Source organism: Pseudoalteromonas sp. 3J6, assembly GCF_903995135.1.
GTDB lineage: Bacteria > Pseudomonadota > Gammaproteobacteria > Enterobacterales > Alteromonadaceae > Pseudoalteromonas.
In genome coordinates, this window is record NZ_LR877185.1 from 1,073,494 (window position 1) to 1,095,955 (window position 22,462).

General features: G+C 40.9%; 18 protein-coding genes, 3 tRNA genes and 1 rRNA gene. 13 read left to right on the forward strand and 9 right to left on the reverse strand.

Annotated elements, in window-relative coordinates; genetic code table 11:
• Nucleotides 1-112, forward strand: a 5S ribosomal RNA gene (gene rrf, locus P3J6_RS04965).
• A gap of 428 nt (nucleotides 113-540) precedes the next feature.
• Here rrf and P3J6_RS04970 read toward each other — a convergent pair.
• Genes P3J6_RS04970 through uvrD form a run of 4 tightly spaced genes read right to left on the reverse strand, consistent with a single transcriptional unit; the run spans nucleotide 541 to nucleotide 6,781 of the window.
• A complete protein-coding gene (locus P3J6_RS04970) occupies nucleotides 541-1,398 on the reverse strand; it encodes a chemotaxis protein (RefSeq protein WP_198522371.1) in 858 nt (285 codons plus the stop codon).
• Nucleotides 1,399-1,454: 56 nt separating this feature from the next.
• Nucleotides 1,455-2,579 carry an ABC transporter substrate-binding protein gene (locus P3J6_RS04975; RefSeq protein ID WP_178954562.1) on the reverse strand — a complete coding sequence of 375 codons (1,125 nt, stop codon included), beginning with the start codon at nucleotides 2,577-2,579 and terminating at the stop codon, nucleotides 1,455-1,457.
• Complete coding sequence (locus tag P3J6_RS04980; RefSeq protein WP_198522372.1) at nucleotides 2,548-4,638, reverse strand: GNAT family N-acetyltransferase; 2,091 nt, start codon at nucleotides 4,636-4,638, stop codon at nucleotides 2,548-2,550. Before P3J6_RS04980 ends, P3J6_RS04975 begins: the two co-directional genes overlap by 32 nt.
• Nucleotides 4,616-6,781, reverse strand: a complete 2,166-nt coding sequence (gene uvrD, locus P3J6_RS04985; RefSeq protein ID WP_198522373.1) for a DNA helicase II — start codon at nucleotides 6,779-6,781, stop codon at nucleotides 4,616-4,618. The genes P3J6_RS04980 and uvrD overlap by 23 nt, the downstream gene beginning before the upstream one ends.
• A 312-nt stretch (nucleotides 6,782-7,093) precedes the next feature.
• On the opposite strand from uvrD, the gene P3J6_RS04990 reads away from it, so the two are divergent.
• The 3 genes from P3J6_RS04990 to P3J6_RS05000 all read left to right on the forward strand — a co-directional run bounded on the left by P3J6_RS04990 (nucleotide 7,094) and on the right by P3J6_RS05000 (nucleotide 8,478).
• Nucleotides 7,094-7,318 carry a hypothetical protein gene (locus tag P3J6_RS04990; RefSeq protein WP_006791382.1) on the forward strand — a complete coding sequence of 75 codons (225 nt, stop codon included), beginning with the start codon at nucleotides 7,094-7,096 and terminating at the stop codon, nucleotides 7,316-7,318.
• Between the two features lie 115 nt (nucleotides 7,319-7,433).
• Nucleotides 7,434-7,802, forward strand: a complete 369-nt coding sequence (locus P3J6_RS04995) for a YacL family protein (protein WP_198522374.1) — start codon at nucleotides 7,434-7,436, stop codon at nucleotides 7,800-7,802.
• Nucleotides 7,803-7,854: 52 nt separating this feature from the next.
• Nucleotides 7,855-8,478, forward strand: coding sequence for a dUTP diphosphatase (locus tag P3J6_RS05000; RefSeq protein WP_198522375.1), 624 nt, complete (start codon nucleotides 7,855-7,857; stop codon nucleotides 8,476-8,478).
• Here P3J6_RS05000 and yrfG read toward each other — a convergent pair whose 3' ends face one another.
• Nucleotides 8,479-9,126, reverse strand: a complete 648-nt coding sequence (yrfG, locus tag P3J6_RS05005) for a GMP/IMP nucleotidase (protein ID WP_198522376.1) — start codon at nucleotides 9,124-9,126, stop codon at nucleotides 8,479-8,481.
• 264 nt (nucleotides 9,127-9,390) lie between these two features.
• On the opposite strand from yrfG, the gene nudE reads away from it, so the two are divergent.
• The 7 genes from nudE to P3J6_RS05040 all read left to right on the forward strand — a co-directional run bounded on the left by nudE (nucleotide 9,391) and on the right by P3J6_RS05040 (nucleotide 14,029).
• Nucleotides 9,391-9,963: an ADP compounds hydrolase NudE gene (nudE, locus tag P3J6_RS05010; RefSeq protein ID WP_008108276.1), complete on the forward strand. Its 573-nt coding sequence runs from the start codon at nucleotides 9,391-9,393 to the stop codon at nucleotides 9,961-9,963.
• Nucleotides 9,956-10,753 (forward strand): 3'(2'),5'-bisphosphate nucleotidase CysQ, encoded by a 798-nt coding sequence (gene cysQ, locus P3J6_RS05015; protein WP_008108277.1) that lies wholly within the window; start codon nucleotides 9,956-9,958, stop codon nucleotides 10,751-10,753. The genes nudE and cysQ overlap by 8 nt, the downstream gene beginning before the upstream one ends.
• A 141-nt stretch (nucleotides 10,754-10,894) precedes the next feature.
• Nucleotides 10,895-10,971: transfer RNA gene (locus P3J6_RS05020), tRNA-Met, on the forward strand.
• An 81-nt stretch (nucleotides 10,972-11,052) separates the two neighbouring features.
• Nucleotides 11,053-11,129: transfer RNA gene (locus P3J6_RS05025), tRNA-Met, on the forward strand.
• A 66-nt stretch (nucleotides 11,130-11,195) separates the two neighbouring features.
• Nucleotides 11,196-11,272 (forward strand) — tRNA-Met (locus tag P3J6_RS05030).
• A 330-nt stretch (nucleotides 11,273-11,602) separates the two neighbouring features.
• Nucleotides 11,603-12,217, forward strand: coding sequence for a trimeric intracellular cation channel family protein (locus P3J6_RS05035; RefSeq protein WP_008108278.1), 615 nt, complete (start codon nucleotides 11,603-11,605; stop codon nucleotides 12,215-12,217).
• Nucleotides 12,218-12,517: 300 nt separating this feature from the next.
• On the forward strand, nucleotides 12,518-14,029 hold the full coding sequence (locus tag P3J6_RS05040; protein WP_198522377.1) for a YifB family Mg chelatase-like AAA ATPase: 1,512 nt from the start codon (nucleotides 12,518-12,520) through the stop codon (nucleotides 14,027-14,029).
• Nucleotides 14,030-14,033: 4 nt separating this feature from the next.
• Here the strand turns inward: P3J6_RS05040 and P3J6_RS05045 are convergent, their stop codons facing one another.
• Together P3J6_RS05045 and P3J6_RS05050 are read right to left on the reverse strand one after the other, a co-directional pair.
• Nucleotides 14,034-14,738 carry a response regulator transcription factor gene (locus P3J6_RS05045; protein WP_138605934.1) on the reverse strand — a complete coding sequence of 235 codons (705 nt, stop codon included), beginning with the start codon at nucleotides 14,736-14,738 and terminating at the stop codon, nucleotides 14,034-14,036.
• 166 nt (nucleotides 14,739-14,904) lie between these two features.
• Nucleotides 14,905-17,397 (reverse strand): alpha/beta hydrolase family protein, encoded by a 2,493-nt coding sequence (locus tag P3J6_RS05050; protein ID WP_198522378.1) that lies wholly within the window; start codon nucleotides 17,395-17,397, stop codon nucleotides 14,905-14,907.
• A 97-nt stretch (nucleotides 17,398-17,494) separates the two neighbouring features.
• On the opposite strand from P3J6_RS05050, the gene P3J6_RS05055 reads away from it, so the two are divergent.
• The gene (locus P3J6_RS05055) at nucleotides 17,495-18,562 is read left to right on the forward strand and encodes a CNNM domain-containing protein (protein ID WP_138605937.1); all 1,068 of its coding nucleotides are present in this window, start codon (nucleotides 17,495-17,497) and stop codon (nucleotides 18,560-18,562) included.
• A 40-nt stretch (nucleotides 18,563-18,602) separates the two neighbouring features.
• On the opposite strand, the gene P3J6_RS05060 is transcribed toward P3J6_RS05055, so the two are convergent.
• Complete coding sequence (locus P3J6_RS05060) at nucleotides 18,603-19,817, reverse strand: EAL domain-containing response regulator (RefSeq protein WP_198522379.1); 1,215 nt, start codon at nucleotides 19,815-19,817, stop codon at nucleotides 18,603-18,605.
• Between the two features lie 178 nt (nucleotides 19,818-19,995).
• Here P3J6_RS05060 and P3J6_RS05065 point away from each other — a divergent pair, with 178 nt between their 5' ends.
• Nucleotides 19,996-21,012: a metalloprotease gene (locus tag P3J6_RS05065; protein ID WP_198522380.1), complete on the forward strand. Its 1,017-nt coding sequence runs from the start codon at nucleotides 19,996-19,998 to the stop codon at nucleotides 21,010-21,012.
• A gap of 39 nt (nucleotides 21,013-21,051) precedes the next feature.
• Here the strand turns inward: P3J6_RS05065 and P3J6_RS05070 are convergent, their stop codons facing one another.
• Nucleotides 21,052-22,362 (reverse strand): short-chain fatty acid transporter, encoded by a 1,311-nt coding sequence (locus P3J6_RS05070; RefSeq protein WP_198522381.1) that lies wholly within the window; start codon nucleotides 22,360-22,362, stop codon nucleotides 21,052-21,054.
• Between the last annotated feature and the right edge of the window lie 100 nt (nucleotides 22,363-22,462).

The window sequence follows — 22,462 nt, forward strand, 5'->3', positions numbered from 1 at the left end:
GGTGACAATAGCGTTTTGGACCCACCTGACCCCATGCCGAACTCAGTAGTGAAACGAAACAGCGCCGATGATAGTGTAGCATTTGTTATGTGAAAGTAGGTCATTACCAGGCTCCAAATAAGAGAAACCCGTTACAGCAATGTAGCGGGTTTTTTGCTGTTTGGGATTTAATAAACATAGCCAAGAGCCCATGCCGAACTCAGTAGTGAAACGAAACAGCTCGAAGGCGAGCCCCGGACAAGGCCGCCCCGACACAATGATAGTATCCCATTTGCTATGTAAAAGTAGGTCATTCTACTGCGTAGCGCACCGACTCCAAATACAAGAAAGCCCGATTCGAAAGAGTCGGGCTTTTTTACGTCTGCAGGAAAGTGAAAATATTACCTATCAGCCGTCAGCTATCAGTTGCACTGCGTTAATCAGACAACCGTAGCGTGGGTTGAGTATTACGAAACCCATGGGCAAAATAGCGCACCGACTCTAAATACAAGCAAGCCTGATTCAAAGAGTCGGGCTTTTACGGGTTTAAAGGAAGCATTCTTAAAACAGTCCATAGGCTTCAGTTTCTTGCTCTTGAGCGCTGCTAGATGGTTCAAGCTCTTTGGGCTTAAATATTGCGCTAGGATCAATAAGTACACTATGTTTATCAGCAAGCTTAATTAGACCATACATCATGTTTCTTGTTTGGGGGTCAATATCAAAACCAACTTCAGTGAGCTTATCTAGTGGTTTAATATCCTCTTTTTTATATTCAATATTATCTTCCACTTTATCAACTAACAGGCCTATATGAGGGTTCACCCCATCTTTAGTAGTAAAAACAATAATAGGTTTATAATCTAAAGTGATTTGCTCTATTGCCGAGTCAAATAAACGCTCTAGGTGAATAAGTTCATGCCTTCTTATAATCTCAAGTTGAGTACCGACTTGTTTATTGTTGCCTTGTTTATAAGCATCTATCGCACTGGTCAATTTGTTTAGGAGCGATTTAAACGGGTTATCAAAGCGTGACATGGTATTTTTTAATTCATCATTATCCGTTTTAAACTCGGTATAAAACTGCTCAAAATCAGCAAGCTCATATTGATTTGTTTTTAACGAGCTTTGCGAAACGAGTAGTTCTTGCTCTAATTTATTAAACCAAGCGATTAGTTGTTTTTGCCAAGATTTAAGTTGTTTTAAAGCATCTAAGTTACTGTGCTCAGTAGAGACTCCATTTAAAATAATTCCAAGGTCGAATACTGGGGTTGGGATCCCCATATAATCTTTAACGCCCAAAAAGCTTTTATTGTCGTTAGGTAACACCGTGAGGTTATTATTAAATTGTTCCGTCAATAAGATATCAAGAATCTTAAGTGAAATGGTTTTATAACCCACTTTAAAGTTAATTAAGTCCATAGTTTCCTCACATACTTAGTTTGTATATTAAGAATAGAACAATATTTGGAAGGTACTTATTTATTAACATAATAAGAGCGATATACATTACGTTTATTTTTATTTTCAATATCAAGAAAAAGCTTTTTGATTATTTTATCATTTATTAACAGTGAATTAAGCTCATTCATTAGGCACGAGTGTTTAAGTGGTAATTTGCAGCTTGCCGCTGCCTTGCTAAATGCCATGGCATTAATATAACCTTCAAAATGAAGACGATTGGGTTTTGTAATCTTGCTTGCTTGCATATCAGCTAAAAACTCATTGCAAAAATCATCGCTACAAGTGAGTGGATTGGGAACAATTTCAGTAACCATAATATGAGAGGGAGAAGTTACTTCATCAAATAAGTCAAAGCTAGGTACAAAAGAGACACTGGTATAGTCTGGGGTAAAATTCTTCGCATATGCACTATTTATAAACTCACCAAGTGGCGCATAGGTACCAACTAAACAGATAGCTGTCACCCCGCTGGCTTGTAAGGCATTAAGCGCTGATGCTACATCATGACTATTACGTTGGTAACGCGCGACTTTTATAGGCGAAAGTTGATATTTTGCTAGCTCTTTTCTTAGCCCTGATTCGACGTACAAGCCAAACTCATCTGCTTGAATAAATAGCCCTATCTTTGTATGTTTACGCTCCTCTACTAAGTATTTAATTTGCTCTGCGGCTTCGTCATTATAGCTGGCTCTTAGATTAAATATGTTAGCGCGTGATTTATCATGTAGGAAGCTCGCCCCGCTAAAAGGCATTATGAACGGGGTTTGTGACTGCTCTAGTAAAGGTATAATAGCGTGGCTAGTTGGGGTGCCCATAGCACCAAACAGTGCATCGACTTTGTCGGTATAAATAAAAGTACGGGTATTATTAACGGTTTGCTTTGGTTCGTAGTTATCGTCAGCAACTAGAAGTTGTATCTGAGCACCGTTTATACCACCAGCATTATTAACCTTGTTAAAGTAAATGCTACTGCCTTTATGCAACTGAAGGCCAATATTTTGAGCCGGTCCGCTAAGCGCTGTAGACATACCAAGTTTAATAACTTTGCTATTATCTTGCTCTGCATAGGCTATAGGCTGCCCTAAGGCTAATGCGACAGAGGCAATGCTAAGGTGTATTATTATGCGAAGTGCGCTCATACCAGTTATCTACAGCCTTTTTTAATAATATATTAAATGACTTGGTGCCATTCAAACCTAGCTCAGTTTGGATATTTTTAGGTGTCCAATTTTGTAATACTAGCCTAATAAAAACAGATTGGAAATTATCCTCATCATTTGGCAAGCTAAGAGGAGATGCCCAAAAACTCCTCCATAGTAAAGGTTTAATATTAAAGAGCTGATAGTCACTTGTTAACATAGACTTTAATCTTGATTGATCGGCTATGCTGATGGTATGGGTATTAAAGCGTGAAACAATTTTTGCTACCAGTTTATAATCTAGCTGACTAAAATGGCTGAGCAATTGCAAAGGAAAATCAGCTTCGAACTGGGCTGTTAATTGTTCTAGTAGTTGGTCATTTTTAGTTAAGCTTTTAATAACTAATGCGCTATGTTCGCCGGTTGCCTTATCTTTTTGAAAACCCAGCTTTACCAAATTAAAGTCATTATTTTGCCAAAAACTAAGTAATTGCGCATTAGCCCCAAAGCTAGCACCAAACCAATCACATTCGTTTTGTAATTGCTGTTCACTGTAATGAAGTAACTGTGTTCCTAGGTGCTTGTTGTGCTGTTCTGGGTCAATAGCAATTCGTACCACGCGAGCGCAGTGTTGTTTTAATACCTCAGGTTTAAAGCTTAATTGTGCAAGGCTTTGCGCCATTAAGTGCCCTTGAGGGCGGCGCTTACCTTGCACTACTTCATTACTCAACGATGTAGTAAAGCCACCCTCTATCGCTACTAAACAAACACCAAGAATATTATCACCTTGTTGACAAACAAATAGCCGTTGTCCAGCAGCATCTAGCAAGTGACGTAAGTCATTCACACTGGTTTGATAATGTGCCAGTGTCATTAAGCCAATAACTTGATGAAGCAGTGGCTCGTTGCTAGCAAGCTGATTTGCTTGCAGATGCTTAAACTGCAAAGGAGTAGTATTCAAACTAGCGCTGTGGTGTTCTGCATCTAAAGCTAAGAGTGTGCGAAGGTGATGCTCTAAAGGGTCATGCTTTGCAAATCGGATAGGCTGTTCAAGGCTGATGCTACGCATGTTCTTAAAATGCGTTTTGAGGTAACGAGTAAACTTTAAAATATAACCGCGACCATTACCTTCATAGCCAATCATAGTGCTTGAAAAGACCACGCGAGGATAAATGTGAAGAATTTTTATGAGAATTGGAACAGGGATTGCTGCTGCTTCGTCAATTAATAGTAAGTCACACTGCGGTTGTTCGCTCAGTAGTTGATCAGGCGCCACGTAGTGCATGTTTGCAATGTGTTTATCGCCAGCTTGATATTCTATATCAAGCGCACTCGCTAAGTGCTTAAAACTACTGTGCAAAGCACGAAATTGCATAGCGCAAACAAGTATATTTTTATCGCTGAGTTTACTTGCTGCAATACCTAATGCGGCTGATTTTCCTCTTCCCCGATCTGCATTAATTAATAATGGTCGATTTGCTCGTCCGTTTGCCGTTTTTATTATTAATTCAATACACTGTTGTTGCTCGGTAAAGTCAATTTCACCAGTTGATAGATTCGTATCGGTAATACACTGCCAACCATTTTGCTGGCTAAAATGCAGTAAAGTAGTTTTGCTTAGTAAGTGAGCTAAGCGTTGGTTAAAAAAGCTGTAAGGGTGCATTTGCCCAAAAGATTGAAATAAGGGAAGGGCGTCATCACACCAGTGTTCAAGTTCTTTAAGTTCGGGTAGCAATATAATTAAAAAACCACCTGCTTGCACAACGCCACTAAGCGCAGCTAGTTTATCTGGCACCAGTCCACTGTAGCCGTCATAAACAGCATGGGCGCACTCTTGCCCTAAAATTTGGTGGGTATGCTCTGGCCAATGTGCATTAATTAAATGAGTGCTTTTTGACAGTACAAAAGAAGGGTGCTGCAAATGAGCAAGCAGCTGAGTACATTGCTCATAACACCAGTTTTTATCGCCTGTAAGCAGCAGTAACTGGCGATGTTTCGCATTCGCAAGTTGTTGCTGTACACGCTCTACAACGCGGTTAAACGGCTTGTAATCTTGCATAAGCTGTTACTAACCACTTACTGCCTAAGTCGTCAAAGTTAACTTGTACGCGAGATTGTGCGCCACTGCCTTCGTAATTGAGTACGGTGCCAATGCCAAACTTTGCATGCAGCACGCGTTGACCTAAGTTAAATCCGCTTTCTTCAAATGCAGCATGGCTAACCGATGCGCTAAAGCGACCGGCTGTAGGCGGGCGAGATACTTGTGTTTTAATGCGAATTTCTTCTACGCAGTCTTCGGGTATTTCACGTAAAAAGCGCGATGGGCTGTGATATTTCTCTTGGCCATATAAACGGCGGCTTTCGGCATGGCTTATATACAGCTTATCCATAGCGCGGGTCATACCCACGTAACAAAGACGGCGCTCTTCTTCTAAACGGCCGGTTTCTTCATTACTTTGCTGAGATGGAAACATACCTTCTTCAACACCGACCATAAACACTAAAGGAAACTCCAAACCTTTAGCTGAGTGAAGCGTCATCATTTGTACGGCGTCTTCATGCTCATCGGCTTGGCCTTCGCCAGACTCAAGTGAGGTATAAGCTAAAAAGCCTAGTAGTGGCGAGCTAAACTCTTCCTCTTCAGGGAGTTCATACTGATCGCAGGCACTAATTAATTCTTCTAAGTTTTCTACTCGAGCGCGGCCTTTTTCGCCCTTTTCAGCCTGATACATAGCCATTAACCCTGAGGTTTGAATTGCGTATTTAGCTTGCTCATGCAACGTTAAGTCACTAATTTTATCTTCAATATGCTCAATAAGTTCGACAAACTTGGCAACCGCTCCTGATGCTCGACCCGATAAATGCTGTTGTTCTACAATGGCTTTAGCGGCATACCAAAGCGGCAGAGATTCAGCGCGAGCGCAGTCACGAATATGGCTTAATGTTTTGTCGCCAATGCCTCGGGCTGGGGTGTTAATTACACGCTCAAATGCGGCATCATCTTGGCGGTTACCCACTAAGCGTAAGTATGAGAGGGCATCTTTAATTTCTTGGCGTTCGAAGAATCGCATACCACCATAGATTCGGTACTTTAAACCTTCTTGTAGCATCGCTTCTTCAAGTACCCGCGATTGCGCATTACTACGATACAAAATAGCCGCATCTTGTAGCGCGTTACCCGCATTAAGCCAGCTACGTAATTTGCTACTAACAAAGCGTGCTTCATCTAGCTCGTTAAAGGCGGCATAAATAGAAATTGGTTCGCCGTCGTTACCGTCAGTCCACAAGCTTTTACCCATACGCTCGGAGTTATTCTGTATAAGTGCATTAGACGCTTTAAGAATAGTGGCAGTCGAGCGATAGTTTTGCTCAAGGCGAATCGTCTCTGCATCAAAGTCTGTTAAAAAGCGTTTGATATTTTCAATTTTAGCGCCACGCCAACCGTAAATACTTTGGTCATCATCACCTACAATCATGATGCTACTAGTATCGCCCGCAAGTAGTTTTAACCATGCATACTGAATAGTATTGGTATCTTGAAACTCGTCTACTAGCATGTGCGCAAAGCGCTGCTGATAATGACGAAGCAGGGTTGGGTTATTTTTAAGAACCTCATAGCTACGTAGTAATATTTCTGCAAAATCAACTAGGCCCGCTCTATCACAAGCTTCTTGATAGGCGGCGTAAACGCGCAGCATCATTTGCTCATTAATATCGTATGCCTGAATATCTTTAGGGCGTAAAGCTTCATCTTTTTTAGCACTTATGTACCAACCAAACTGTTTAGCAGGCCATTTTTTATCATCAATATTCATCGATTTTAACAAGCGCTTGATCATGCGAAGCTGATCGTCTGAGTCTAAAATTTGAAAGGCTTCAGGTAAATTTGCTTCACGGTGATGCGCCCGTAAAATTCGGTGCGATAAACCATGGAAAGTACCAATCCACATGCCGCCAACAGGGGCTTTTAGAGTTTCTTCAACCCTTGAGCGCATCTCTTTAGCGGCTTTATTGGTAAAGGTTACCGCAAAAATACTGTAGGCAGAGGCTTGCTCTACTTGCATTAACCAGGCAATACGATGAACCAATACTCGAGTTTTACCTGAACCTGCTCCTGCTAATACCAGCATGTTTTGTAATGGCGCTGCAACGGCATCGCGTTGTTTATCATTTAAGCCATCGAGTAATTCTGAAACGTCCATCGTTACGCCTTTTTAATCAATAATGAGAGCAGTATAACAGGTGTTTTTGTTAGGCTAAATAAAATACTGTTTTTATGAACAGCTATTATAAAAATAGCCTCTAAAACCAATTAGCTGGATAGTTTTTGGCGTGGATAAGTGACTAAAATTATTAATAAAAATAATCAAATTGACCTATATTTAGTAAAAAATACCAAAGCAATTAGTGAGTCGCAATTTAACTAACTGATTTTTAAGCTTTAATAAATTGGCATAAAGTGTGATAGTAAGTAGATAACTAAAATTTAAAATTAATTAACTACAGAGGTGAGTATGGCTGATCAAGGGTCTGGCGGTAATGTGATTGCTGCGTTGTGTAATATATTTTTTCCTGGCTTAGGACAACTAGTACAAGGGCGTATTTTAGCGGCTATATTTTTTGCGCTAGCTATTGTTATAAGTTACGCACTTATTTACGTACTCGTTGGTTTTGTATTAGTCCCTATTATTTATTTATGGTCGATAATAGATGCGGCACGATACCGCTCGCGAAGTTAGGTATTTAAACGTTTTACAAAAATAGCGCCCAATGGCGCTATTTTGTTTTTTAGGGTCGGCGTTACAGCTAATTTACGGGTATAATCGCGTTATTAACGTTTAATAAGTAATAGCTATGGAATATCAATTTATACGTGACCCTATTAGTGGTTTACGAATTAAAATAAGCAGTGAACACGCAATAATAGGTCGTTGGTTAAACGAAGAAATAGGCAAAGACAAAGTGGCTATGGTGCTGGCGCTTATTAGCTCGGTGAGTTCAAGCTTTGAACCGTTAACACTTAAAGGCCAAGAAGTTGACCTGATCCTTTCTAAAGATGAAGCGTTATTTGAAGCGCATGCGCTGCATCAAGATAACGAAGATATATTAGCCTACCAAGATGACGAACTAATGCTTGAAGAGAATGATTTAAGCAGCGGTTGTGGTTTTGAAGACTTTGTTGACCTGATCAACTCATGGCATGAGTTTTCGGCTGGTCGTTAAGTTATATTATCTGTATTATTACCCTAATTATAAATCCAACAGTGGAACCAATATGTCTGCCAATTTAAACAAGCTAGTTGTTATGCTAGAAATGCAAAATGCCATGAATACTAAAGTACATGAGCAATGGTTTAGCCAAGGCTTTGAATGGTACAGAGCTATTTGGGTTGAATGTGCAGAAATGTTAGACCATTACGGTTGGAAATGGTGGAAAAAACAAACACCAGATACTGAGCAGGTGATTTTAGAGCTGGTTGATATTTTTCATTTTGGCTTATCGTTGCGTATTGACGGTGAGACTAGCTACGAGCAAATAGCAACACAGCTACAAGCCGAAATGAGTGCACCACAACAAGGTGATGACTTTAAGCAAACACTTGAATTATTAGCGGCCAGTGCTGTTGCCAATAAAGCGTTTAATGCATCAGCATTTGCCGGTTGTATGGCACAAATGGGCATGGATATTGACGATTTATACCGTGGTTATGTTGGTAAAAATACTTTAAACTTTTTCCGCCAGGACCATGGCTACAAAGATGGCAGCTACATTAAAGTATGGCATGGTCAAGAAGATAACGAACACTTAGTAGAAGTAGTTAAAAGCCTTGATACTGAACATGCAGATTTTGCAAAACAGGTATATCAAGGCTTAGTAGCGCGTTACCCAAAAAGCTAATTATATGATAGCGCGGTAGTCAGTTACGCTTAAGTAATCGCTTATATCGTTATGTGGTTGCTGACTATTAGGGTTAGCAACCGCAAGTAAATGCTCAATGCCGTATTTTCGTGCGGCATTTAATACCGGTAAACTGTCATCTACAAACAAAGTGCGGCGTTTATCAAACCCTAAGTCCCCTTGCACTTTATGCCACAAGCTTTGTTGCTCTTTACTTACTCCATATTCATGAGTCGATACCACCCCGTCTAAATAGTTATCAATAGCGGTATATTCAAATTTAAGCATGACGCATTCAGGATGGGCATTAGTCAACAAAATGAGCTCTTTACCTGCTCGTCTAAGTTCAGTTAAAAAATGCGGAACGTCTTCACGAATTTTGATTAAGTGGGCAGACTGGCGCTTTAGTTCGAGAATAGGTAAGTTTAGCTGTGCTTCCCAATAGTCAGAGCAGTACCACTGAATTTTGCCACTCACAGCCTGATAGCGTTTTAAGATATCTGCGCGGGCTTCCTCAAAACTGATATTTTGAGCCAGAGCATGTTGTTGGGGTACAACATTGAGCCAAAAGTCAGTGTCATAATGTAAATCAAGTAAAGTTCCATCCATGTCGAGTAATACAGTATCGATTTTTGACCAGTTGAGCATGATGTATCCTTGTGAAAACTACTTTTTGAAATGAATAAGTTGCGGTGAAGTAGATTAATGAACTTTGTTAATTGAGTTATTAAGGTATAAGTCCGACAATGTTATATTAAGAGCGTATTCGTAGCCTAAAATAAAGAATTAACCTTATCTAAACCCGAGAATTATTTGCTCAATTAAATTGCTTTTAATTCAAACTGAAACTCGCATCTTATACTCATTTGGGTATATGATTAGTATAACTGCAATGATAGCAAATTGATGCCCATGACACAGAAAAAGCACCCAACACCACCACAAATTCTCAGTAATAATGTTGTCGCTAAAAGTCGCTTATTTACTGTGGAGTCTTTAGAGCTTAAGTTTTCAAATAACGAAGAGCGTCAGTATGAGCGAATTCGCGGCGGTGGTCGTGGAGCCGTTATGATTGTACCTATGACCACTGAAAATGAGTTATTACTGGTTCGTGAGTATTGTGCAGGCACCAATGACTATCAGTTAGGTTTTCCCAAAGGGCTCATTGACCCAGGTGAAACGCCTGAACAGGCTGCAAACAGAGAGCTCAAAGAAGAAATTGGCTTTGGCGCTGAATACTTTAAACCGCTTAAAACGGTCACTATGGCACCGAGCTATTTTAACGCAACCATGCATATTTTGTTTGCTAAAAATTTATATCCTGAAACCTTACTAGGCGATGAGCCTGAGCCCTTAGTGGTTGTGAAATGGCCACTTTCACAATGGCAGTCGTTATTAGAGCAACCTGACTTTACTGAAGCACGTAGTGTTGCGGCTCTGCTATTATTAGATAAGTATTTAGCCTCAGGAGACATTAATGAATAAACTTCTAGAGCCATGTATTGAGCTTGCGCAAAGTGCAGGGGATGCCATTATGTCTTTGTATAAAAAAGACGATATTGGTCAGCAAGAAAAATCAGATAATACGCCAGTAACTAAAGCAGATTTAGCTGCAAATGATGTGCTCGTGGCGGGTTTAAATGCGCTTGCTCCTGACATTCCTATTATGTCAGAAGAAACCCCCATTCCAGCGTTGCAAGATAGACAGCACTGGCAACGTTATTGGTTGCTTGACCCAATGGATGGCACCGGTGAATTTATACTCGAAAGTGGTGACTTTGCCGTTAATATTGCATTGATAGAAAATAACCACCCAGTGTTGGGAGTTATTCATTGGCCAGCAAAGGGCGTGACCTATTATGCAACGGCTAAAAATGGGGCATTTAAGCGTGAAGGTGAGCACGATAAACAAATATTTGTTGCACCGCCCGAGAGTTTAACTTTGGCTGTAAGCCGCCGCCAAAAAATAGAAGCAGTTAGCCAGTATCTAAATGCGCAATTTGCAACTGTGGCTTTAGGTTCGTGTTCACTTAAGGCGTGTATTGTTGCTGAGGGTAAAGCAGATTGTTTTTTAAGAATAGGTCCTACAGGTGAGTGGGATACGGGTGCATCGCAAGTTATTGTTGAAGAAGCGGGCGGCTGTATTACCGACGCTGAATTTAATCCTTTAACGTATAACCAAAGAGAAAGCACAGAAAATCCTGACTTTATTGTTATGGGTCATCCCGACTGGGAGTGGCAAAAAATGATAAATCCACATCAACGATTACTGTAAATACCACTGTTTGATGGGTTTTTGTTCACTTAAACGCTTTTAATTAGTAAAACCTTGCATTATAGGTTTATTCCTATATTATAGCGCTCTCTTCGAAACAGGCTTGTGAATAACACAATACTGTTACTAAGAAATTACAGGCGCGGGATGGAGCAGCCTGGTAGCTCGTCGGGCTCATAACCCGAAGGTCGTCGGTTCAAATCCGGCTCCCGCAACCAATTCTCTTCGTTAGATTTGGTGCTGTAAAACTCTAACTTAAGAGATTAAATTAAGTAGTCGATAGACTTAAAATATACAGGCGCGGGATGGAGCAGTCTGGTAGCTCGTCGGGCTCATAACCCGAAGGTCGTCGGTTCAAATCCGGCTCCCGCAACCAATTCTTTATAGAGTTGGCTGACTTCTTTAATTAAGTAAGAAGTAAAATAACACTTAATATTTCAGGCGCGGGATGGAGCAGTCTGGTAGCTCGTCGGGCTCATAACCCGAAGGTCGTCGGTTCAAATCCGGCTCCCGCAACCACTGAAATCAAGTTATAATGAATCGACACTCTATAAGAGTGTTTTTTTATGTCTGAAATTCAGTGAAATGGATAGCTCGTCGGTCTCAACTCTCCATTAGCCAGTAAAGGTTGTCTATTAAATTCCGGCTCCCGCAACCACTGAAATAAATAGTTATAGTAAAGCAACACGCCTAAAGCGTGTTTTTTTATGCCTAAAATTCATATTCCCTCACGCTATTTTTAACACGTATACCTGCTGTTCTTTTCTAATTCTACTTTTTGAAAGTGTTATTGCTGAATATTTAGTATGCTATGCACTAAACTCTTTAAAACTTTTTGTAATCAAAATTATGACTGAACTTTATCACTGGTTTGATTTAATAGGTGTGGCGGTATTTGCTATCTCAGGCACCTTGGTAGCCTATGAAAAGAAAATGGATGGCTTTGGTGTAGTTGTACTTGCAACTGTTACGGCTATTGGCGGCGGTACCGTTCGCGATGTGATACTCGACCAGCCCGTATTTTGGTTACACGACCAAAGCTACTTCTACGCTATTTTGGTGGCGGTTCTGGTTACTACACGACTGATCAATAAGCAAAAATCCATTCCATACTATGTATTGCAAACCGCTGATGCGTTTGGCTTAGCCTTTTTTGCGGTCATGGGAGCGCAAAAAGCGCAATTGGCTGGTATGCCAGATATGACGGTTGTGATTATGGCTGTAATAACCCCCTGTTTTGGTGGGCTTATTCGCGACGTGCTTGCCCGCGATATTCCAATGCTGCTTAAAGGTGAGCTGTATGCTATTACCTGTATTGCTGGTGGCATTGTCTATACATTAAGTATCAACCTATCGTTAACGGTGGAAGTGGCAATGATTCTGAGTATGCTAATGACCTTATTGCTACGTTTTTCGGCGATTAAATGGAAGATTATATTACATGTTTTTAAATATCCTGACTAAACTGTGTAAATACAGCTGTTAACTAGGGCCTGTTGACCTTTGCGGATTAAAGTTTGTTCAAACTAGGGGCGATTTAATCGCGGCGCGAGGTTTGTAACCTAGTGGACTAAGTGAAAACCGAGCAACAAAGAGTAAATCGCCCCTAGGCAGAACCCTTCGGGCAGCGCCTGTTTGGCATTAATGCTGCGTTATCGCCTATTTATGGGGAGTAACCACACGACATAGGCTCTGCCTTGCCTAAATACCAAACAGACTGCTGCAAATTTAACCTTGAAAGGTCAGCAGACCCTAGGATAAGGAATGTCGTTAGCCCGTATATTTTCTCGCGCTCAGGTGGGGATCAACGCCCCCGAAGTGATGGTTGAAGTACATTTAGGGAATGGTTTACCCGCCTTTCATATCGTCGGCTTACCTGAGGCGTCGGTTAAAGAGGCCAAGGATAGAGTACGTAGTGCTCTAGAAAACTCGCAATTTGGATTTCCCGATCAGCGTATTACCGTTAATTTAGCACCTGCCGATCTTCCTAAGGATGGAGGTCGATTTGACCTTGCGATTGCGGTAGGTATTTTGGTCGCATCGGGACAAATAGTTTGCCCTGATATTCACAAGTATGAATTTTACGGTGAGCTTGCACTTAATGGTGAAATACGTGCTGTAAATGCCATTTTGCCTTCAGTGCTTGGTGCTAAAGAGCAAAATCGTTGCTGTTTTCTGCCTCTTGAAAACGACAGTTTGGCCAGCCTTGTCAGTGGTGTAAAACGAAAAGCCGTCAGTTCTATTCAAGAGGTATGGGGAGACTTGCTCAATCAACAACCTTTACCGCTTAACATTGCCTACCCTGATTGCACCCAAGCGCCAGATTTTTTACTCGATTTAAGCGATGTAAAGGGCCAGCCTGGTGCAAAGCGTGTATTAGAAATTGCTGCTGCTGGTGGGCATAATCTACTATTTTTAGGTCCACCAGGAACCGGAAAATCAATGCTTGCACAACGAATGGCCAGCATAATGCCAACCATGTCTGATGATGAAGCCATTGATACTGCTGCTTTATATTCAATTATTGGCCACTCAATTGATTTAACCAATTGGCGTCAGCGACCGTTTCGTAACCCGCACCACACTTGTTCTGCAGTAGCGCTGGTGGGTGGCTCGTCTAACCCTAAACCCGGTGAAATATCGTTAGCGCATAATGGTGTGTTGTTTTTAGATGAGCTCCCTGAATTTGAGCGTAAAGTGTTGGACTCATTACGCGAGCCAATGGAAACCGGAACAGTGACGATTTCGCGCGCGGCCAGACAAATGGAATTTCCGGCGCAGTTTCAGCTTATTGCAGCACTTAACCCTAGTCCAACTGGGTGCCATCATGATAAGCGGGCGACACCCGATCAGGTAATGCGCTATTTATCGCGAGTATCGGGGCCGTTTATTGACAGAATTGATTTGCAAATTGAACTACCAAGGTTGAGCAGCGTGGAGCTACAAAGTACAACTACAGAAGAAACCAGTGCTGAGGTGAGGGCACGAGTAGAAGCAGCTTATGCAGTTCAGCTTAAACGCCAAGGTAAAGTAAATGCGCGGTTAAATAACAAAGAGATGAGCTTGCACTGTGAGTTACCACCTGCAGAACTGCAGTTTTTAGCCAGAGCCAGTGAAAAGCTGGCGCTATCACCGCGCTCTTATCATAGAGTAATCAAAGTGGCGCGAACTATTAGTGATTTAAAAGGTGCGCCACAAATCAGTTTAATTGAGCTTAAAGAAGCGCTTAATTATCGGGCATTTGAGCGTTTATTATCGCAGTTAACCCAACACTAAGGCTTTAAATTGAAAGCATATAGCCTTTACCGCGAACAGTGACAATACGTTTTTGATCTTTCTCATCGTTCAGCTTTTTACGTAAACGACCCACTAACACGTCTACTGTGCGATCGTTGGGGCTCCAATCGGGCTGGCCAATTTCTTCTGATATTTTTTCACGGGAAGTCGCTTTACCAGCATTACCAATCAAACAAATAAGTACTTTGTGTTCTGCTTCAGTCAGTCGTGATTCAATCCCACTGGCGGTAATAAGGGTGCGATTATCTGGATGAAGCTTAAAATCGGCGTATTCAATAAACTCTTCACTGTCATCGTCGCTGTGATTATTGGCAACTCGTTTGTATAGGGCGCGCATTCTTAGCTCAAGCTCAAGTAAATCTACCGGCTTGCAAATATAGTCATCGGCACCTTGAGCAAGGCCTGCAATTCGATCGGCTTGTGAGTCACGACTCGATAATAAGATAACGCCAATATCGGTGAGCGTATTTAGTTCTTTGGCAAGTTGTAAACCGTCGCGCTTTGGTAGCACAATATCAATTATTGCCAATGAAATAGTATTGCGCTGATTTACGCGGCTTTTAACAACGTTTAACGCATCGGCCCCGGTGGGGTCAACGTCAATAGAAAACTCGGTATTTATAAAATGATTTTGGATGCGCTTTACGAGTAATTCGTCATCCTCAACCAATAAAACATTAATTGCCATAGTCTGTTATTTTTTTAGTTTCAGCTTTGCATATTAGCATCATTGATGGCCTGTATAACACAGAGAACATTGTTTTTCGGTAACATTATATTCCGAATAGGTCTAATAATATTGCATTTTGTAATGCGCACTTTTTTACTTCATCGACAAAGTGCGCATTATAGTTCTAATCTTTATACATTGAATCCCACCATTGTGGTTCATTTTTTAACTTTTTGTCAAAGTAAGCCAACATAGTGTTCCACCAATTAAATCGTTTATCGCGCGCAAATATTTGGTGATCCGCTCCTTTGTATTCTATCATTTCAACGTCTTTATTAAGCAGTTTTAGTGCGGTGTACATAGTTAAGCTTTCGCCCACAGGCACATTGGTATCACTGTCACCGTGAATAAGCAGTAATGGCGTGGTTACTTTATCGGCATGAAATACAGGGCTATGCTGGCTGTAAAGTTGAGGGTTATTCCACGGAAAGCTATTTTTTGAGGCTTCGCCTGAGTATAAATAACCCCACCATCCTTCACCCCAGTATGATGTTAAGTTTGAAATACCCGCATGAGCAATAGACGCGCGAAACATATCGGTTTTGGTGGCAAGCAGCATAGTCATAAAGCCACCATAAGATGCCCCAAGGTTACCTACTTTACTACTGTCTACAAAATTATATTTAGCTAAAAATGCCTCTGTACCCTCCATAATGTCATCGGCGGTATAGTCGCCCCAAGCATTTACATGTTGTGCTGAAAAAGCTTGCCCAAAACCCGTTGCGCCGGTTGGTTGTACAACATAAACCACGTATCCGTTTGCTGCCCATAAGTTAAAAGGGTAACGCCCAGTAAACCCGCGTGTTACTGGTGAGGTGCCTCCATAATAATAAACAAGAGCAGGGTATTTCTTGGCTTTATCAAGATTGTTTGGCAGATAAACACGGCCAGAGATTTCTACGCCACGCTTATTGGTAAAGTTAAATTCTTCAAGCGCAGGAATAGCCGTATTGGCATAAGCAATCGGGTTTGAATCCCAAATGAGCTCTACCTTGTTTTTACTTACGTCTAAGCGCTTGAGTTGTTGAGCGCTCGACGCATTGCTGCCACTAATTAATAACTGGGCATTGCGCGTATTTGAAAAGCTAAATTGCTGCACAATATCAAAGCCTGTATTTAACTTTTTAAAGCGCTGTTTACTCAGGTCAAATAAATACAGTGGTTGGGTATCTTTCTCTGTCACTTTGATTAGCGCATCACCATTGCTTAGTACTTCTAATGTGCCAATTGCGGGGTCAAACTGTTTGCTTAACGCCGTTACTTTTTTTGCGTTATCAGCTAGTAAGTAAAGCTGGCCATCGTAATTATTAGCCAGCATGTTCTTTGGTATTGTTCTGCCTGCACCATTTTTAAAATCAGGGCCTGCAACAACATAAATATTGTTTGCGGCATATTTAGCTTGATTAAAGTTTTTAAACTTACCTAATGATCTTATGCTGTTGGATTTTAATGTAAGTTCAACCAGCTCAGTCTCTGGGTGAGTTGAGGCTTGCATCGCCATTATTGGGCGACTTATTAATAGCTTTCCACGGTTGCTGTTAGCATCTTCAAGTTGATGGCTCAATACGCCTTCGGTCAGAGCTTTGGTTAAACCACTGTTGGTATCGAGTAAATATAATTGGCTAACCGTACGGGCATAAGACCAACGGTCTTGTAAGCCTTTATGATGTTTAGTGAGGCTATTGGTTTCTTCAGATGATTTAGACCAGCTAAAAAGAATACTATTATCGTTGTAATAGCTAAAGTTGCTTGTCCCCTCAAGGCCTGAGGCTAAGGTTTTTATAGCGAAAGTTTTACGGTTTAACTGCTTTAATTCACCGTTGAGTAAATAAACTAAAAATTGGTTATCAGGACTCCAAGTAAATTGGCTAGGCTGCACTTCTTCAAATCGGTATACCGTTTGGTTATTGGTATTCTTAAGCTCGGTTGTGGTAATGGCGTTGTTGCCTGTTTTATCGCTGAAGCGCTTTGTTGTACTTAAGTAATACTTAGCATCAGGCGACAAAGACAAACCGCTAATAGTCGGGGCGTCAAACAATTGTTTAGCCGATAAGCGCTTGGTTTTATTTGTCGTTAGGGTCACGACGTCAGTTTCTGCTTTTGGCACAAACTCTAAGGTGACATCATTCCAATTAGCAACCTGTTGAGCGATGACAACCACGGTATGTGAGCCGTTATTTAAAGCAAGCTGATAGCGTTGGTTTTCACCAGTTTGCTTCTCACCATTGATAAAAATCTGGCCTTGCTCTATTCCTTCAATGTTTAAGGAGCCTTGAGTAAACCGGTCCGTTTCAATATGAAATTTAAGTGCTTGTAAACCGCCTAAAGTAAGCGCGTTAATTTTATCAAGTGGTTGCCACTTATGCTTTTTACCAAACACAACAAAGCTTTCTGCACTTGATTCAAGTTGTGCAAGCAGATTATTAATAATCACGTCGCCATGGGGGGTCTGAAATGGCTTTGCTTGCATATCTTCTGCAAGTGGGCCGATAAACTGAATTTTTGATTGATCGAGTGGGGCAGCTAATGCCGTTAAACTCAAACTACTTAATGTGAGTAGGGTTGCCAAGTGAGTAAAACGTTTTGTGTAACGATACCAAGGTGCGCTTAAATTCATTGCTATACCTATTGTTATTGGAGATTTGGCCAAATATAGCATGTATTGTTATGATGGCTATTATCATCGGGTATTTATCCAACTTATCGGAGAGAAAGTGACACTATTAATCGTTTACATGGTTACAGCGATTGTGATTTCGTTTTTGTGTTCAATCATGGAGGCCGTACTATTAAGTATTTCACCTAGTTATGTTGCATTGTTGCGCAAAGAGCGGCCGGTGCTGGCTAAACAACTTGAAATACTAAAAAGTAATATTGATCAACCATTAGCTGCTATTTTAACGCTTAATACTGTTGCCCATACTGCTGGTGCCGCAGGAGTAGGTGCACAAGCCGCCGTGGTGTTTTCAGATGCAGCAGTGGGGATTGCATCTGCTATTATGACTTTATTGGTATTGGTGTTATCTGAAATTATTCCAAAAACCTTGGGTGCCAACTATTGGCGTGCTTTAACACCAAGTGTGACTTATGGTTTACGTATTTTGGTGTTAGTGCTTAAGCCATTTGTATGGGCTGCACAAAAGCTAACCAATTTGATGGGACAAAAGCATAATGAGGCCTATTATATTCGCCAAGAAATAGAAGCGATGGCCGATATTGGCAGTGAGTCAGGGGCACTTCATGCTGATGAGTCAGAGATCATTCGAAACTTACTGCATTTTAGGCACGCAAAACTAACCGACTTAATGACCCCGCGCACGGTTATTTTTAAAATTCATAAAGATCTTACTGTAAATCAGTACTTAAGCGAACATGGCTCTTCGTCATTTTCTCGAGTGCTAATTTACGACAAAGATGCTGACGATATAATAGGGTTTGTTCATAAAAACGACATTATGTTGGCATACCACCGCTTAGGTACAGACTACAAGATTAGTAAGTTGGTTAAGCCTATTTATACAGTACCGAGTACGCAAAACGTATCGTCGTTATTACAAATATTACTTACCAAGCGTACCCATATTTGTTTAGTGATTGATGAATACGGTGATGTGCAAGGAATAGTGACCCTAGAAGATATGATAGAGGCGCTAATGGGTTTAGAAATTGTTGATGAGCGAGATCAATCTACCAACATGCGTGCCGTGGCTAAGCAACGTTGGCATCAACGTTTAGCGGATAGTGAGCATATCGTCAGCGCCGAGGATAATGAATCTCGTTAGGGGTATTTAGTAAATATCAACCGGCAAAGGTCAGCAGACCTTAGTTATTATTTGTTTTAGCAGCTGTTTTTATCCAGTGTTGTGCCCACGAGATAAATTCAGCTTTTGCTTTTGGGCAACTAAACAAAAATCCTTGTATAGCTAAATTTGTTTGATAGTGCTTTAGATAGGCAAGTTCTTCCGGACGCTCAACACCCTCAGCAACAAGTTGCAGTTGCTCTTGGCTAGTCATATCAATCAATGAGTTGACCACAACTTGCGAAAACTTATCTGTTTCAATGTGGCTTATAAAAGAGCGGTCTATTTTTACTTCTGTAAATGGCAGCTGTTTCAGTTGGTTAATATTAGTAAAGCCTGTACCAAAATCATCCAGTGAGATACCAAAACCAAATATTCTTAATCTGTTTAAGGTTTCAAGTTGGGTATAGCTTGAAAGGGCATGTTGCTCGGTTATTTCAACAACCACATCACTGGGAAGCACGCCGTGCTTTTGTAGTAACTGTAATAATTTATTAGGGCAGTTCAAATCATTTAACTGGCATGGCGACATATTAAATGACAACTTTAAGTTTTCTCCTAATTGTTCTTTCAGCTGCTTTAAGTCACTGCAGGCTTTTTCAAACAGCGTAAAAGTAATGTCATTGATTAAGTCGCATTGCTCAGCAAGGCTAATAAAACGGCTTGGTAAAATCACGCGTTCGTTTTTATTTGAAACAATACGAGCCAATACTTCAACACTTTGTATAAAGTTGGTGTTTATATTTATCTTAGGCTGGTAAAACGGTGTTATTTCATTATTTTTTAATGCGCTAACAAGTTTAGCTTTAGTAATTGGGCGCTCTTTTGCAAGCGTATGGCTGTTTAACTGCGCTATTTTGGCAAGTAACGTATTTACCTGATTTAATTGTACTGGCTTGGTAAGGTTACCAATTAAATGCACATTATGCTGCTTGGCTAGATCAGCTGCTAGGCTGATTATTTTAGGATCCATTTCAGAAATAATAACAATCGCACCGCAATAGCCTATTTCACCTAAGTTACGAATTAACTCCATACCATCCATTTCTGGCATATTCAGATCGGTAAATATAGCGTCATAAAAGTTTATATCAGGCTTTACTTTCTCTAGTGCTGTAACTGCGCTTAAGCAAGTGGTAACTTCTGGCATTTCGAGCTCATTAAAAATCGCTTTCATAACAATTAAAATGGCTTTTGAGTCATCAACAACGAGTATATTTGGCAATTGAGTTCGCATTGGTGTCCTTAGTAGTTGAAGCTTACTTCCTGTAATATTAAAAATAGTCGCTTGAATTGTTTTTGTCAGTATTTCAGGCATTTTTAGCTTACATTATCGCTAATAAAATGATGCTAGCTCACTCGTGTTTTTTTGGTGGGAAGGTATACTAGCGGCATAATTTATAATGGTTAGAATAATGATAAAAGTCGAACTTTCTCTGGCAGAGCAACCGTTTACACTGATGATAGCAGAGCAGCAAGTTGTAAAAATATTTCATGATCAGCAAGCGATTGCATTTGAAAACCCACGTGAAAATTATGTCGAGTTTATGCTTGATGAGCAGTTAATTGGTATTGATAGCAGCGAGGTAAGCCAGCAAAGCTTGGCGCTGTATGTAAATAATCAGTTTGCAACTCAGTTAGCTTTACCTGTAGCAGCACACGGCGCACCTAAAAAGGGGTTTTTAGGGCTCGCGGCGCTTGGCTTTAAATTATTTAAAAGTGCTAAAGTTGTTAAAGTGGCGCTTGCCAGTGCATCGGTAGCGGGTTATGCGTGGCTGTTTACCATTGAGTTTGCGTTAATGCTGATAGCTTGCCTGGTGGTACACGAATATGGCCACGTACGAGCTATGAAGTATTTTGGCATTAAAACCAAAGGCATTTATTTAATTCCTTTTGTAGGCGGGTTAGCCGTTAGCGACGATAAAATAACTACGCGCTGGCAAGATGTGGTTATATCACTAATGGGGCCTGCCTTTGGTTTGTTTACTTCTGTACTTGGTGTAGTGCTTTATTACGCTACGGAAATGGAAATATTTGCAGGTGTTGCGGTGCTTAGTGCACTGCTTAATTTATTCAATTTACTGCCTATTTTACCGCTTGATGGCGGGCATGTACTAAAAAGCATAAGTTTCTCGATGCGCTCTTGGGTTGGTTTAAGTGTGTGCTTACTAGGTGTGCTATTTGGTTTATGGCTAAGTTACACCTTTGGTTTAATGTTATTAGTGTTCTTTTTATTTGTTGGGGCGCTAGAAATTGTGTTTGAATGGCGTGGCCGCCATTACTCACATTTACTGCCATTAGATAAATACGGCCAAGGTTTTTCCGCGGTAATGTATGCACTCGTTGTTGCAGGGCACATTGCGGTAATGATGCACTTTGCAGATTCAGAAAACGCGATATTAAGTTTACCGATGAAGATTTTATCAAGCTAAGTAAGCGCGGGCTGTAATATAAGTTACAGCCCGATTAGATTAATAAAAGCTCAATACCAGCGATATAAACACCCCAGTAATAATCAGCTGTACCACGCAAAACCCCATAATATCTTTTGCTTTTAGGCCCGCTATAGCCAATACCGGTAATGCCCAAAAGGGTTGAATTAAATTGGTCCAAGCATCTCCCCATGCTACAGCCATAGCAACCCTTGCCATATCTGCACCAAGCTCTTGTGCTGCAGGGATAACAATAGGTGCTTGTACAGCCCATTGGCCGCCACCGGATGGCACAAACATATTAACGAGTCCTGCACTAATAAAACTGTAAAATGGCAAGCTATCGGCATCCGCTATGGCAATAAAGCCCTGCGATATTTGTTGTGCTAACCCTGTATCGACCATAACCGCCATAATACCGGCATAAAAAGGGAACTGAATTACAATTCCCGCGCCACTCGGAATCGCTTGTTGTAGGCTATTTAGTAAATTGTGGGGGGTCTGATGTAGTGTGATAGCTAAAAATAAGAAAAGCGCTATCACGCTGTTGAGATTTAAGCCGCCACCTGCGATAAAAAAGTAATAACCTAAGTAGGCAAGTCCGAGTAAGCCAATGCCCATGCCTAGCAGTTTGCTTTGTTCTAAATGTTGCGCAGGGCGTGTTATTGTTACTCTATCAAGTAGAGTGTTCTTAAGCAGTGATGGGTCAATATAAACACTGTCTTTTTCACTCGGTAGCATGTAGCGGTTAACCAACGGCATAATAATAAATAAGCCAATCAGAATCGCAATGTTAAAACCTGCGAACAAGGTTTGCTCGGTGCCAATAATGCCCATTGTTGCCTGTGAAAAATGCCCTTCGCTGGCAATGCTTAGTGGTACGGAACCTGCCAATCCGCCGTGCCATACTACAAAACCTGAGTAAGCACTTGCTACTAATAGCCGATAATCTACTCGAGTTTGTTTGGCAATTGCTTTAGCAAATAAAGCCCCAATTACTAAGCCAAATCCCCAATTAAGCCAGCTTGCTAACAGCGAAATAAATGTCACTAAAATAATGGCTTTTGGAGCCGTATTAGCAAGCGTTGCTAATTTTGTTAATAACTTACTTATTAACGAGGTACTGGCGAGCATGTAGCCTGTTACTAGCACCAACAGCATTTGCATGGCAAAGCTAAGTAAGTTCCAAAACCCGCTTCCCCATGATGTGATTACCTCAAGTGTAGTTGCAGGAGTCGCTAAATTCGCAATACCCAAGGTAATAATAGTGAGCATAATGACAAATATAAATGGGTCGGGTAAGTAGCGCTCGACGAGCTTAGTAAACGGGCTGGCAACTTTATTGAGCATAATTAATAACGAGTTAGTGAAAACTTATTTGCTAATTAATCATGAAATCTTAGGATTAGCAAACACCGCTTTGAATAACCACTCAGTAAGGCAGATTTTT